Genomic DNA, 13,500 nt, shown 5'->3' with positions numbered 1-13,500 from the left:
TTTAATCCGACTGGTACTATGGTTTTACTCTCCAACAATCAAACTCTCCAGATCTCTCGGATAGTCCGTAATGATATCTGCGCCGTCTTCTGTCAGTACGACGGTATCGGAGTGTCTGAATCCGCCGATGTCCGGGATATAGATGCCGGGTTCGACACAAAATACCATGCCCGGTTCGAGCACAAGATCATTATCGAATCGGAGTGATGGTTCTTCGTGCTGTCCGATGCCGATGCCGTGACCGGTCCTGTGTGAGACGGATGACTCATACCCCTCTGACCGGATGACGGCGAGGGCCGCTTCATTCACTTCTTGTGCTGTCACGCCGGGTTTGATGAAATCGAGTGCGGCAAGATGGGCTTCCAGCATGACCTTGAACGCCTTCTCCTGCGCTTCTGTCGGCTGGCCGACGAAGTATGTCCGTTCGCATTCTGCCCTGTAGCCATTCAGACCGACCTGCCGGCTGTGAATGATGACATCCCCCTTTTCCAGCTTCCGTGTGTTGGAGAAGATATGCGGCATGTTGGTCCGCTCCACCCCTGAAGGGGACATGACGAAAAAGTCCAGTGTGGAATCTGAATAGCGTTCCGACACCATATCGAAAAGGTACTGGTTGCCGTGATAGTCGATTTCAAGTTCCGACTTGCCGGCGCTGGAGTTTTCAATCGTATGCTTGAGTGCGCCACTTACCAGTTCTCCGGATTTCCTGATCAGTTCAATCTCCGCGTCACTTTTGATGGCGCGCATCCGGGCGACATCCTTCTGGATATCAACACATTCAAGACCCCGTTTCTCCATACTGCGTCCGAAGTCGAGTGGCAGTGAGCCGGATTCGACACCGACCCTGCTGCCAGTCTCAAACCCTGAAAGCACTTCGTCGAACAGTTCGTGGTAATCCGTACTGCCACCGTCATTACCTGCGACTTCATGATAGACATGGATATGATCTGCATCCGTCTTCTCTCTGGCATGCTTTTCTTCGAGCTTCGGAATGATCAGGCTGTGCTGGTCCGTCTCGACGACCATGATGATGGGCCTCGAATAGGTGATCGCCCGGAGGCCACTGAAATAGAACTGGTTCTCGAAGTTGAAAATGATTGCTGCATCGAGCTGCTTCTCTTGCATGATGGCTCTCAAGTGCTCAATTCTCTTCGCTCTATCCATTTTCAGGCATCTCCTTCATTTCGTTATGCTGGCCTTTCGTAAACATTGCGACGACGAACAGTACAATGAAGGCAACCGGTACGGAAATGATTGCGGAGTTGATGCCTGTCGACTGGACGTAGAAAAATTCCCAGAACAGTGTGGAGACGAGACCCGATGCCATGGATGCAAGTCCTGCAGCCTTGGTGACTTTCGGGAACAGGAAGACTGCGAGCAGTGCTGGCGTAATGCCGGCTCCGTATACAGTGTACGCATACATCTGCACGGACAGTACCGTCGGGAAATACATCGTCAGCAGGAATGAGATGATGCCGAGAACCGGAATCAGAATTCTCGTATAGATGAGCTTCTGATGATCATCGATGTCCTTCTTCATGTACTTTCCGACAAGGTCATAGACGACACTTGTTGCGGCGGACAATAGATAGGAGTTTCCTGTTGTGACGATGAATGCAGTCAGTGCCGCAATCAGTATGCCGCCGATGACGACCGGCAGGACGCTCGTGATGGCGATCAGTGCCATGCCCGGTTCAATTTCGGGAAACATGGAGCGTGAAATGAATGCCAGAATGGAGATCAGCGGTGTCACGATGATCAGACCGATGATCCAGCCGGCCGTACCGAGCTTGGTCGATTTGTCATTCATTGAAGAGGACATCCGCTGATAGATGTTCTGGTCACCGAGCAGCAGGAAGAGCGTCGGGATATAGTAGCCGAGCAGCTGGATGAAGCTCAATGATCCCGTTGCGCTCAGATGGCTTTCCGGTACATTGGATGTAATCTCTCCCCAACCGCCGCCGACAGACAGTGCGATCGGCAGTGCAATGATGAGCCCGAATATGACGAGGAATGCACTGAATGCATCCGTCGGCGCAACCGACATCAGACCGCCGATGCCGGCCAGAAATATGATGATGACTGCAGCAATGATTGTTGCTGTGCCGACAGGGATGCCGATTGATATATTCAGGATGTATGCCAGCCCCTGGTACTGGTATGAAACGATGCCGACAAAGGCCAGGATGATGATGAAGGCAGCGAGCAGGCTTGCCGCCTTGCCGTATTTGACTTCGAGTATTTCTGCGACAGTGTATTTACCGTAGTTTTTGATCTTTGATGAAATCAGGAAAATGGTCCCGATACCGATGAGTGATGGCAGCGTCGACATGAGCGCCGGCCATATGCCGTATGAATAAGCCAGTGAGTTCTGTCCACCCGTGACAGATCCGCTTCCCACCCATGTGGCAAGCAGCGTTCCCATCAGAACGACAGGGCCGAGCGACTTTCCGGCGAGTATGAAGTCCTCGCTTGAACTGATCTTCTTCGAGTAGTACATGCCGAGCAGCAGCATGAACACACCGTAACCAACGACAAACCAGATGAGTACAGGTTGATTCGTAAATTCCATTTATAGTTCCCCCTTTGTTTTGATGCTCCCTATAACAACCTAACACATCGGCATTTTTATTTCACCCTGTGATCTAGTCATAAAATTCATAAACCCAGCAATGTCAACGGATACGCTCAGAAAAATATTTTGGAAAACATGATTACAGTAAAATATTTACATGCACAATAAAAAACATCCTGAAATTGTATGCCAACTTCAGGATGTCCCGTATTCAAATGTACTACTCACTGAACCAGTATATGCCCATCCGGTAGACCCATAGCTTGGTATATTCATTGGCCCAGACATAGAATGCACTGTCGTCTTCATGCCATCTCGTATCCTGCTCCGATAGTGAAGAGATATACCGGAAGTCGAAGCTGCCGTCATTCAGCCTATCATAGATGTATTTCGACCGTTTCACATGGTAGTCACTTGTGACGATGAGTGCAGATGTCATATCCCGGTCTTCCATGATATCGATCGTAATGGTAGCGTTGGTGTACGTGCTCACGGCCTCATCCTCCAGTATCAGTGCTTCTTCCGGGATACCATATTCCATGGCGAGTTCGGAACTCTGAGAGAGCAGATCGGACTCGACGACCGGAGTGATCAGGACATGGTCTGCATAGCCTTCCTGATACAGTTCGGCAGCTTTCTGCATCCGTGCTTCATCGCCCCCGCCCAGCATGACAATCAGATCACTCTCTACAGGATCATCTGAATAGTTGTGATTGAAACTTTCAATCAATGATATGACAAACAGCATCAGTACAATGCAGACCACAATAATGATGATTCTTATTTTCATAAGTCCTCCCAGGTCGAGCAGAATGGTGCAGATGCATCCTGTGCCACTATCAGCCCAATCACTTTAATGACAATCAGAACTGCATTCTAAAAAACGTTCTGGAATGCAGTCTTTAATATCAATTCTTTTTTACGGCGATTCGCGGTGCACGATAGGCAGGGAAGTAGTCTATCTCACTATCAATCCCCTTCTTCCGGCACAATGCCTCGTATACTGCCGGATTCCATATTTTCCTGCCGATATGGAAATCGAAAGCGGTATGGTTCGAGAAGCGCTTTTTGAATTTCAGTACGGAATCGTCTTCCGCATTCGTGACACCCCCACCATAGTGGATGAGGGAATAACCATTCACTTTCGCCCAGTTCATCATTGTGTATTTCAGAAGGTAGGCGGGAGAATGATGCAGATGCGTGGCCAGCGTACCATTCAGATGATCGTGGATGATATCTTCTGAAATAAAGTACAGTCCCATCGCAATGATCTGGCCTTCATAATAGACGCTCGTTGTCACCAGCTTGTTTCCGAATTTCCTTTTCAGACCTTCGAAATAGGCACGGTCGAAATAGTAGAAATCGGTCGCATCAAGGCGATTCATCGTATCGTTATAGATTGCGATGAAATCTTCGATATCATTGAAGCCCCGGGCGACTATGCAGGAGAATTTCTCATCTTTAACCAGTTTCCTTACACGTCTGCGTGCCGTTGCACAGAACTCCGTCTGGAATATGTCCTCCGAGCTGAGCAGGTCTGTACCGACCGTCTTTCTCATATACTTCACATCATAGACACTTCTGAATGGCTCCTGGTTCTTGAATACAGGATGGAACCTCACAAACTCGGATACGATATTGTGTGTGCTGCAGTAGTCCATAAGTGTTTCTTCGAAAACTTCAATCAGTTTTTCCAGATTCACATATTCATGCACGACTGGTCCTCCATACCCATATGGAGTGACCAGATCATAGTACTTTTCCCCATCTATTTCAGTATCGATTTCTCTTTTGATGGCCGTATGGGTGATATGTCCATACTGGCACTCGATGTCAATGGAAATTGCTTCTCCATGCTCTATCAGTTCATTGACCTGTGCATATTCTTTTGTAAAATAGATATCTCTATTCACTGTCCGCCCTCCAAATAAGTAGATTTACCGTTTATCATTTCCATAAGTTCCGTCCTCAGGCGAAAAGTTCCTGGGCAAGGATGCGTTCCCTGCATAGGCTGATGACTTCATTGATCTCCGCCTCGGTCATCTTCGTATCCGATGGCAGGCACACGCCATGATCGAACAAATATTTCGCATTGTCCGCTTCACCATGGAAATACTCGGAGCCATCAAACAGCGGCTGCATATGAAGCGGCTTCCAGACGCGCCTTGCTTCGATGTTGCTCTCTCCAAGATGTTCGATCAGTTCGCTTGCGCGGACGCCCAATTTCTTCGGGTCGATGAGCATTGTGGACAGCCATCTTGTATGGTATGACCCTTCAATCTCCGGCATGAATTCGATGCCATCGACGTCCCCGAGCCCTTCCACATACTTATCAAAAATATTACGTTTCTGCTGGATGCGCTCCTCCAATACTTCCATCTGACCGCGTCCGATACCTGCACAGACGTTGCTCAGGCGATAGTTGTATCCTACCGATTCATGCTGGTAGTAGGTCGCATTCTCCTTGCACTGGGTCGCCTTTTTCAACGCTCTTTCTACGAGCATCTCATCATTCGAGATGATCATCCCGCCCCCTGATGTCGTGATGATCTTGTTGCCGTTGAAAGAGAAGATGCCGAACCTTCCGAAGGTCCCGCTCATCCTTCCCTTGTATACTGCACCCAGTGATTCCGCTGCGTCCTCGATGATGGGGACGCCATACCTGCTGCATATTTCATCGATTTCATCCATGCGGGCCGACTGGCCGTATAGATTGACGACAATGACCGCTTTAGGCTTTTTGCCGAGCATCTTATAGTACTTGAGAGCCTTCTCCAGAGACTTCGGACACATGTTCCAGCTGTCCAGCTCCGAATCGATGAACACCGGCTTCCCGCCATGATAGAGAATCGGATTCGCGCTGGCGACAAACGTCAGGGATGAACAGAGTACGATATCATCCTGTTCAACCTTCAGCAGATCAAGGGCGATGTGGATGCCCCCCGTCCCACTGCTCAGCGCACATGCTGCATTTGCTCCTGTATATTCCTTGATCTGTTCCTCGAATATATCAACATTTTCTCCCAATGGTGCAATCCAGTTTGTACTGAACGCTTCCTGGACATATTTCGTTTCAGTGCCACCCATATGAGGTGATGACAAGAGGATTCTGCGCTTCGACATAATCTGGTCACCTCTCCCTTAATTGAATTGTCTTACCCGTTCAATTCCGCATGCCATCAGCTTCCCGACAAAGCCGATGATACGCACCTTATAAATATATGGGGCGTCCGCGTGACCTGGTTTCATCTCTCTATTCAAGCACGCCTTCCACCGATCAGAGCCCCATGCCCTATGCTTTGAGATACGCCACTTCTTTGTCGTCTGCTCTACCCAGTGTATTATAGAAGTCGAGTACCTTCTGCTGGATGAGTTCCCTGTCAAAGTTCTCTTTGACGAATATGCGGGCATTCCGTCCCATCTGCTCTCTTTTTTCAGGGTGGATGACCATGTCTTCGATGGCTTCTTCCAGGCCTTTGGCATCGTTTGTTCTTACGATCAGGCCTGTTTCGTTATCTACAATCGTGTCTTTGACACCTGTGGAATCAAAGCCGATGACCGGTACATGCATCGCCTGCGCCTCGATACTTACAGTACCGAACCCCTCGCGATACGTAGGAAATGCAAATACGTCCATCATGCTGTAGTAGTATTCCGGTTCTTTTGTATATGCACAAAGAAGAATCCGCTCATGTGTCTCTATGATCTTCTTGTTTTCCGGTCTGATCGGATCACCCGATTCGATATCTCCCACGAGGAGCAGTTTGACATTGTCATGTCTCGTGCTGAGTCTCATGAAAGCTTCCACAAGTTCATTGGTCCCCTTGTCTCTTGTGATTCTTCCCATATAACCGATGACGAAGTCCGTCGGCTTGATATTCAGATCTTCCTTCATCCGTGTCAGCCGTTCCTGGTCTATCACATGCGGGCTGAACCGCTCCATATCCAGACCATTGACACTCCCCTTGCCGATTCGGACCACTTTTTTCGGGTCTACGAGCTTTCTGCCGACCATCTCCGCTTCCAGACTGTCGGACAGTATGATGACATGCGTACTCAGCAGACACGTCAGCTTCTCTGTCGTCTGCAGGATCAGTTTTTTTACCCCTGTCACTGTCTCCAGACGCAGCCCCCACTGGGCGAAGATCCGTGTTTCAGTACCATTCAGGTAGCCGGCGATCATGCCGAGCAGTCCTGCTTTCGGTGTGCTGAAAACAATGATATCCGGTTTTTTTCGTTTCAGATATCGATACAGCGCATAAAGTGTGGTCACATCCTTATGGATGCTGATTTCGCGCTCGAAAGGAATATGCGCGAGCTTTAGACCTTCATAATGTCTTTTTGGTATATTGTTGCATACCACTTCCACCTGGTAGCCATTCTTCTCAATGAAGTGTATCTGCTCATGGATGAACAGTGCACTCATGGAAGAGGTCACCCCATGAATAATTTTTTTCTGCATAAGCTACATCTCCCAAACCCTTGTTTTTTGCAGCCGCACCCCTGTGGCTACTGGCAAGACGTCAATTAATGCTGATGCTTATACTTGCTTCCCCTTTATCGGCAACCCCGGACTTTTCTTCTCTTTTTCTTTTTTCGACCATATGACACCGAGTGCTACGATGATGATATAGAATATTTTGAAGCGGTGTCTGAGTGCCGTCCCGGCGTTTGAAATACCGATGCCAAAAATGATCCAGGTCACAACAATACTCAGCAGGATAACACCAAGTATCGGACGTCTTTTGATGAGCCCGAAATTTTTGATGAATACAGCAAGTGCCAAAAGATAAAAAGTACCATCGAGCAGGAAAGCGATCACATCATTCATATTCCTGATCGTCCACGGCATCGGTGAACCGATGAAATAGAGCATCTTGATCGGTGAAAATGCAATCGCCTGGTAGATGTTGCTGACCACAAGACTGCTCAGGTAGGCACTGCCGCCGATATCATCCGTAAATGCATCGAAAAGGCTGTCATTGCCCCTTTGGACCTGGTCGATCTTGTCATAGATCGGCAGTGCTTCTATACTTTCCGGAAAGACCAGAACATATGTCGTGGCCAGTGCAAAAAGGCTGAAAGGAATCGTCGATTTCAGTGTAAACCTGAACGCATTCTGCTTATGCTGGTAGAATATGAAACCGAACATATACCCGACGATGACGCCGATGACTGCCGTATGGAATGATGCGCCGATCAGAACGATGATTACACTGAAAATCGCACTGCTCCACTCCCGTTTCTTATACCATCTGACAAAAAAGTAGAGTGACAGGGCCATCATCAGCGTAATGACAGCTTCCCTGACCAGTATGCTCGAGAATAGTATCGAATGCGGGAAGAATGACATGACCCCGACCAGTATGATCTGCACTTTTGGCGGAACATCCAGCATTCTGAATATGTGTATGACGAGCAGTATGGCGGACAGTGTCATCAGTACATTCAGAAACTGTGCGAACAGCCGGTCGTCGCCATACATATTGAAGATGACTGCCAGAAATTTCGTATATATGCCGCCATACATTTCCGCATTCATCAGGTCCATCTTCTCGCTGATATACTGCGCTGTCTTATAGTAGTTTTCAGAATCGATGCCACTATGCGGCAGTTTCGGCACCTTCGGCTGCAGGTCGTAGAGTACCGTCCCGAGCCTTACAAGGAATCCCGCATAAATGATCATGAGAAACTTCGTATATTTCAGATACAGTATGAAGAACAGCATCAGTGCTGTGATGACGATGAATGAAACAGTCAGTAGATTTGTATCTGCGATATAGAATCTGAACAGATAGCCCATTACCACGTATACCAGTGCGATCAACCAGATGATCAGCATATGCTCCGCCTCCTAGGAACTTACTTTGTATTTCCAATGGTAGACCAGCACGCCGATCTGGCCTAAAGCCAGAATCAAATAGTTGATGATCACCACGATAAATGCGCCGGATAAGCCGTATGGAATAATGATGATGAATGAAAATATGATTGCTGCGATGAAGGTGGTCCCTTGCAGCAGCAGCTGAAGATTATAAATATTGAATATGCTCAAGGCCATCTCGAACAGTTTCGTATAGACGGTGAAGATCAGCAGGATGCCAAGGAGCAGCATCTCCTTCTCGAATCCCATGAACTGTTCCCCATAGACGAGCACGAGTATATCGTTGCCGAAAAGGAGAAGTATCACTTCCCCTGCGATGATGATGAGGAGAAACATGCCGCATAGCCTGAAGAATGAACAGTAGAACTTTCCAGCACTATTCTGTGCTTCCTTCGCAAGTCCTGCCACCACACTCTGGTTGATGGCGACGACGACATTGTTCGTGATGATCACGAAGTACATGATTGTCGCGAAAATACCGAGTGTTTCAACAGCGTGGTAGTGTTCAAGAATATACCTTGGTATGTTGGAAACAAGCGAGTTGAGCAGTTCGACCGTGGATAGGCCGATACCAAGTATGAAAATGTTTCTGAACTCCATCCATCTGATGCCGATTTTCACCCGAGTCGCCGAAAATGAAAATCTGCGATCATAGAAGTAGTAGATGAGCATCTGCGACACAAGCAGGCTCAATACCGTCAGCAGAAGCGATCTGAACATGAATGAGGCTGCTGTAAACAGAACGATGGTGACGATGCTTTTATAGATCTTTGATTTTGCCATGAAGCCGATTCTTGCCTCTGCAATATTCTCCGTATAGATGAACTCTTCCTTGTTCTCATAAAACTTGAAGAGCACAAAGATCATGAGACATAGACTTTCATATACGTTCAGGTCGACAAACAGCATGACGACGACTGAACCTAGAATAAAAGCATAGTTGGTGATTTTCCTGAACTCGTGAAATATCACGTAGTCATAGGACAGCTTCCTCTGCGTCGGTACCAGTACCGACAGCATGAAGCGGCTGAACAATACAAGCGGGCCTGTCAGAGCCAGAAAATATGAGAACAGGCCCACTTCGTAGAGACCGAGCAGACGCGTAATCAAAATGACCTGTACCCACTGGTTGATGGCAAACAGCAAGGTCCCTACGATGTTCATGATTTTAGCTTGCATGTTCCTGACCGATTTCTTCCGGATTCATATTCTCCTGTTTGACGAACTGGATGATACGCTCCTTCATTTCCTGCTCGTCGATGGAGAGGAATGCTTTGATCTGTGTTTCAATCAGACTGAGCGATGATTCGGAAACCCTGCCACGGTAGATCTTTTCATAGACCTGCTCCGGATGGATCTCCTCTTCCTTCAGCAGCTCTTCATACAACTTCTCTCCTGGACGAATACCGACGAATTCAACACCGATGTCATCTTCTGCAAACCCGCACAGTCGAATCATATTTTTGGCCAGGTCGACAATCTTGACCGGCTCTCCCATATCGAGTACGAATACTTCGCCGCCTTCTGCGATGGTTCCCGCCTGGATGACGAGCCTCGACGCTTCCGGGATGGTCATGAAGTATCGTGTCATTCTCGGATCCGTCACTGTAACCGGACCACCCGCCTGGATCTGCTTCCTGAACTTCGGAACTACCGATCCACGGCTGCCGAGCACATTGCCGAATCGTACCGCAACAAGTGTCGTATCCTTGCATCCGCGGTCCAGCGCCTGAACAATCATTTCAGCCATCCGCTTCGTCGCTCCCATGACGTTCGGTGGGTTGACCGCCTTATCAGTCGAAATCATGACGAACTTCTTCGCCTTGAAATGGCAGGCCGCTTCCGCTGTGTTCTTCGTCCCGATGACGTTATTCTTCACCGCTTCGCGCGAGTTGTACTCCATCATCGGTACGTGCTTGTGCGCGGCTGCATGATAGACGATGTCCGGCTTATATTTCTCGAACAATTCGAACATCCGCTGACGGTTCTGGACATCTGCAATGATCGGCACGTAGCTGATGTCATCGTTCTTATTCTGCAGCACTTCTTCGAGTATCGTATAGATACTGTTTTCGCCGTGACCGAGCAGCAGTATCTGCTTGGGTTTGAACTTGCCGATCTGCCTGACGATCTCGGAACCGATACTGCCGCCGGCCCCTGTCACAAGAATCGTCTTGTCCGTCACCTGGTCCTCAATGCCTTTGATGTCGAGTTCCACCGGTTCACGTCCGAGCAGGTCCTCGACCTGGACTTGCCTCAGCGCATTGACTTCGAGTTTTCCTGAAAGCACGTCTTCAATATTCGGCATTGTCAGCACATCGACATCTTCCGTTTTGGCGAGTTCATGAATCTCTTTCAGCTCAGCCTTGCTGAGGGAAGGAATGGCAATGACCACTTTCTTGATATCGTATGTCTTGATCAGCCGTCCAATATCATGGCGATCGCCCTCCACTTTGACACCGCCGGCAAGTTCCATGTTCCTTTTGGCAGGATCGTCATCTGCAACAACGACCGGGTTCATTCCCATCTCCGGATTATCCAGCATCTGCTTGATCAGGATGGATCCCCCTTTGCCACTGCCGAACACAAGTGTCCGTGTCATCTTGATCCCATGTGATCTGCGGCCATTCATCTCGTAAGTAATGATCTTCCAGAACAACCTGGATCCACCGATGAATATCAGGTGCATCATCCATGTGACAAGCATCAGTCGCATGAATACTGTATCGAACAGCAGGTACGTCAGAATGATTGTCGCCATAAGAGATCCGCTGACGGCCTGCGTGACCGAAATCAGTTCCCTGACACTCGCGTATACCCATGCCCTATGGTAAAGGTTGAAAATGTAGGCAAACAGGTGATGGTTCACGAGCAGTATGACGGATGTGATGCCGAGCATTGTCAGTGAATTGTCCGGGAAAAATGGTATGAGAATATAGTAGCCGATGAACACTGAGAAAGTGACGATCAGCGAGTCGATAAGTAGAAAGAGAAAGTAACGCCTTCTAGCATCCATAGTATCCTCTTCTTTCCTTTTTGGATTACCCTATATTAAATTGTCCTTGTACTGCACCTTTTGTACTGTCTGGACTTCAAACTCCGACTCCACCATGACCTCCCAAGGTGAAATCATCAGTCCATCTGAAAATTTTCCCACTCCGGTTCATTTTCAATATGCTTTAATACTGATCTGCTTCCGATCATCCATCTGCCATCCCGTCGGCAGCACCCCTGTTGCCAACCGGATGTATCGCAATGGCATGATCGTCTGCTGCCGATATCCCGTATCACCTGGTAAGGATGATCCGGTATCGACTGTCTGAACCACTGTCCAGTAGTGCTTATTAGGGAGATGCGTTCCCTCAACCTAATAAATTCATGCTTTCCTACCCAATTACGCCTTAATTTAACGATGGTCATGTCTAAAACAGTGCTTCCACGTTTTCGACCACCCCCTTTAATATTCCGCTGGCAGCACCCCTGTTGCCAATCGAAAGTATTGTTGTAAAGGTCGTGCATTCTTGTCTGTACCCGTCTCATCTGGTAAGGATGATTCCGGCATCTTTTGTATGAATCAGCTTTCAGCAACTGCTTCCGTATAGTAGTACTGCTCCTCTGCGCCGTGCTTCAGTTCACGATGGTTCAGCACGACCCCGATGATGTTGGCCCCCGCCTTATCCAGCAGATCCTTCGCTTCCACCAGCTGATCACGGTTGTTGTTCTCGACATCCGTCACAAGCACTACACCGTCCGCCTGCTTGCATAGAAGCTGAGGATCCGTTACGGACAGTATCGGTGGCGAGTCCATGATGACCATTTCGTAGCTTTCGTTCAGTGAATTCATGAACTGTGCCATCTTCTTCGAGGACAGGAGTTCCGATGGATTCGGTGGAATCGGTCCTGAAGTGATCAGATCGAGTGTATCGAATTCCGTCTTTCTGATCAGATTTTCAAGTGGTATGTCATTCACCATCGCTGAGGAGAGCCCGACTCTGTTTGATACTTCGAACGTGTAATGGCTCGTCGGCCGTCTGAGATCTCCATCGAGCAGCAGCGTCTTGATGCCGGCCTGTGCATAGGCAATGGCCATGTTCGCTGCAATGGTCGACTTGCCTGCTCCTGATATTGCGGAAGTGAATAGTACCGACCGGATGGGATCATCGACACCCGCGTACATGATATTTGTCCGTATGGTCCGGAACTGTTCGCTTGCAGTGGCGTGCGGCTTGTTGGCAACGATGACATTCCTTGGTTCGACAACTTCGCTTTTCTTCTTTTTCCTCTTGAACATGGTGTTTCCCCCTTAATCCTCGAATTTCGCGATTGACCCGACCACTGGTAAACCGAGAACGTTATATACATCGATTTCATTCTTGACCGACTTGTCGAAGTAGGCTTTTGAGAATGCCCATATCAAGCCGAGTATCAATCCGGCCACAAGACCGATTGCGATGTTGATCAGAGGCTGAGGAGACACTGGTTCAGCATTTGCTGGCACATCCGCTGGTGCGTAGATGGAAAGGTTGTCAACGTACATGATTTCTACAATGCGCTCCTTGAAGACGACCGCAACTTCATTCGATATCCGTTCTGCTTCCTCGGGAGATTCATCAGTGACGACAATCGAAAGCACTTGCGACTGGTCCTGGTTGGTGACGTTAATCTGCTTTGATAGTTCCTCCACAGTCTGGCTGAGTTCAAGATTGGTGATCACATCTTCAAGTATCGTCTTGCTGAGCATGATGTCCCTGTAGGTGTGGATCAGCTGCAGATTGGTTTCGATGTTCTCGAAGTCCACGATTACACTGTCTCCCGGCGAACTGACAAGCATCTGCGTCTCTGCTTCATATTTTGGCGTCATTACAAAGTAGGTGATGAGCGTAGCGAGTACACCGACCAGCAGCATCGAAGAAATGATCGATAGCACATTCCGCTTCATAATGTCCAAAACTTTTTCAACATTTACAGACTCTTCCATATTTTCCCTCCCAAAAATAAAATCAACTTTATCTATCTCTATAAGTTTCACCAAATATACCAC

General features: G+C 48.3%; 11 protein-coding genes. All 11 read right to left on the bottom strand.

What is annotated here, in order from left to right; genetic code table 11:
- Nucleotides 1-24 precede the first annotated feature (24 nt).
- A complete protein-coding gene (locus FO441_RS01315) occupies nucleotides 25-1,164 on the bottom strand; it encodes a M24 family metallopeptidase (RefSeq protein ID WP_145284679.1) in 1,140 nt (379 codons plus the stop codon).
- The gene (locus FO441_RS01310; protein ID WP_145284675.1) at nucleotides 1,157-2,572 is read right to left on the bottom strand and encodes a sodium:solute symporter family protein; all 1,416 of its coding nucleotides are present in this window, start codon (nucleotides 2,570-2,572) and stop codon (nucleotides 1,157-1,159) included. The genes FO441_RS01315 and FO441_RS01310 overlap by 8 nt, the downstream gene beginning before the upstream one ends.
- Nucleotides 2,573-2,795: 223 nt before the next feature.
- A complete protein-coding gene (locus FO441_RS01305; protein WP_145284672.1) occupies nucleotides 2,796-3,365 on the bottom strand; it encodes a YdcF family protein in 570 nt (189 codons plus the stop codon).
- A 118-nt stretch (nucleotides 3,366-3,483) separates the two neighbouring features.
- Nucleotides 3,484-4,488 carry a GNAT family N-acetyltransferase gene (locus FO441_RS01300; protein ID WP_145284669.1) on the bottom strand — a complete coding sequence of 335 codons (1,005 nt, stop codon included), beginning with the start codon at nucleotides 4,486-4,488 and terminating at the stop codon, nucleotides 3,484-3,486.
- A 55-nt stretch (nucleotides 4,489-4,543) separates the two neighbouring features.
- Complete coding sequence (locus FO441_RS01295; protein ID WP_145284666.1) at nucleotides 4,544-5,698, bottom strand: aminotransferase class I/II-fold pyridoxal phosphate-dependent enzyme; 1,155 nt, start codon at nucleotides 5,696-5,698, stop codon at nucleotides 4,544-4,546.
- A 169-nt stretch (nucleotides 5,699-5,867) separates the two neighbouring features.
- Nucleotides 5,868-7,037: a glycosyltransferase family 4 protein gene (locus FO441_RS01290; protein ID WP_145284663.1), complete on the bottom strand. Its 1,170-nt coding sequence runs from the start codon at nucleotides 7,035-7,037 to the stop codon at nucleotides 5,868-5,870.
- Between the two features lie 78 nt (nucleotides 7,038-7,115).
- On the bottom strand, nucleotides 7,116-8,417 hold the full coding sequence (locus tag FO441_RS01285) for a hypothetical protein (protein ID WP_145284660.1): 1,302 nt from the start codon (nucleotides 8,415-8,417) through the stop codon (nucleotides 7,116-7,118).
- Nucleotides 8,418-8,429: 12 nt separating this feature from the next.
- On the bottom strand, nucleotides 8,430-9,638 hold the full coding sequence (locus FO441_RS01280; RefSeq protein ID WP_145284657.1) for a lipopolysaccharide biosynthesis protein: 1,209 nt from the start codon (nucleotides 9,636-9,638) through the stop codon (nucleotides 8,430-8,432).
- Entirely contained in the window at nucleotides 9,628-11,475 is a 1,848-nt protein-coding gene (locus tag FO441_RS01275; protein WP_145284654.1) for a polysaccharide biosynthesis protein, read from the bottom strand. Before FO441_RS01275 ends, FO441_RS01280 begins: the two co-directional genes overlap by 11 nt.
- A 558-nt stretch (nucleotides 11,476-12,033) precedes the next feature.
- Nucleotides 12,034-12,750: a CpsD/CapB family tyrosine-protein kinase gene (locus FO441_RS01270; protein ID WP_145284651.1), complete on the bottom strand. Its 717-nt coding sequence runs from the start codon at nucleotides 12,748-12,750 to the stop codon at nucleotides 12,034-12,036.
- A gap of 12 nt (nucleotides 12,751-12,762) precedes the next feature.
- Nucleotides 12,763-13,437 carry a YveK family protein gene (locus FO441_RS01265; RefSeq protein ID WP_145284648.1) on the bottom strand — a complete coding sequence of 225 codons (675 nt, stop codon included), beginning with the start codon at nucleotides 13,435-13,437 and terminating at the stop codon, nucleotides 12,763-12,765.
- Between the last annotated feature and the right edge of the window lie 63 nt (nucleotides 13,438-13,500).

The sequence above is a fragment of the Salinicoccus cyprini genome, from assembly GCF_007713705.1.
GTDB lineage: Bacteria > Bacillota > Bacilli > Staphylococcales > Salinicoccaceae > Salinicoccus > Salinicoccus cyprini.
This window is presented reverse-complemented; position numbering and strand designations above follow the sequence as displayed.